This is a genomic window from Streptomyces caniscabiei (assembly GCF_014930365.1).
In the GTDB taxonomy this organism is placed as follows: domain Bacteria; phylum Actinomycetota; class Actinomycetes; order Streptomycetales; family Streptomycetaceae; genus Streptomyces; species Streptomyces caniscabiei.
Genome location: NZ_JABXWI010000058.1, coordinates 1 through 1072 on the forward strand (window position 1 = coordinate 1; position 1072 = coordinate 1072).

The following is a 1072-nucleotide window of genomic DNA, read 5'->3' on the forward strand; positions in this document are numbered from 1 at the left end:
AGCACGAAGGCGCAGAAGCCGGACTGGAAGGCCACGTGGATGAGGACCAGGCCGAGCGCGGAGTCGTACAGCTTGCCGGACATGGTGATGCCGGGCAGGTCGATGAGCAGGTACAGCCGGTACAGCGGGGTGATGATGACCTGCTGCGGGAGCAGGTTGCCGGCGGTGAAGACCAGCAGCAGGAAGAGGTTGACGCGGAAGTCGAAGCGGCTGACGTAGAAGGCGACCATCGACGACAGGAACAGCGTCAGCAGCACCGCGGGGACGGCGATGATCAGGGTGTTCACGAAGTAGTGCGTCATCTCCGACTGGGTGAACGCGTTCGTGAAGTTGTCGAGGCTCAGGGTGTCGGGCCAGGAGACGTAGCCCTTCTCCGAGGTCTCGCCGTAGGGGCGCAGGGCCGCGTACAGGGCCCACAGCAGGGGCGCGAGCCAGGCCAGGGCCATGCCGACCAGGAAGACGTGCAGCAGCACCCGGGCGGGGCGCAGGGGCGTGCGCTCCTTGCCGGCGGCGCGCGCGGCGGTGGTGTCGACGGTGGTGCTCACGCTTGCCGCTCCTTGCGGAAGGTCGCGATCAGGTACGGGATGATCACGGCGAGGGAGATGACCAGGAGGACGACGGCGATGGCCGATCCGTAGCCGATGCGGCTGGACTCCCCGATGATGTTGTTGGTGACGAGGATGGAGAGCAGTTCGGTGCCCTCGGCGCCCTTGTTGAAGACGAAGACGAGGTCGAAGGCGCGCAGGGCCTCGATGATGGTGACGACCAGGACGACGGTGTTGGTGGGGCGCAGGGTGGGGAAGATGACGTTCTTGAACGTCTGCCACTCGTTCGCGCCGTCCAGGGCGGAGGCCTCGCGCAGGGAGGGGTCGACGCCCTTGAGGCCGGCCAGGTAGAGGATCATCATGTAGCCGGTGTGGCGCCAGGACGCGGCGACGAGGATGGCCCACAGGTTCAGGTCCGGGTCGCCGATCCAGTCGATGTAGTGGCCGGGTTCGTTGGCGCCGATGATGCTGTTGATCAGGCCGGTGTCGGGGTTGTAGATCAGCTGCCAGACGAAGCCGATGACCGC

Annotated in this window: 1 protein-coding gene and 1 pseudogene; both read right to left on the reverse strand. The window is 66.2% G+C overall.

The window, feature by feature from the left end; all coding sequences use genetic code 11:
* Positions 1-545: pseudogene (locus HW837_RS47935) on the reverse strand (carbohydrate ABC transporter permease); the annotation flags it as partial.
* Positions 542-1072, reverse strand: a 531-nt coding sequence (locus tag HW837_RS47940; RefSeq protein WP_193382260.1) for a carbohydrate ABC transporter permease, incomplete at its 5' end; no start/stop codon positions are given. The pseudogene HW837_RS47935 and the gene HW837_RS47940, both read right to left, overlap by 4 nt.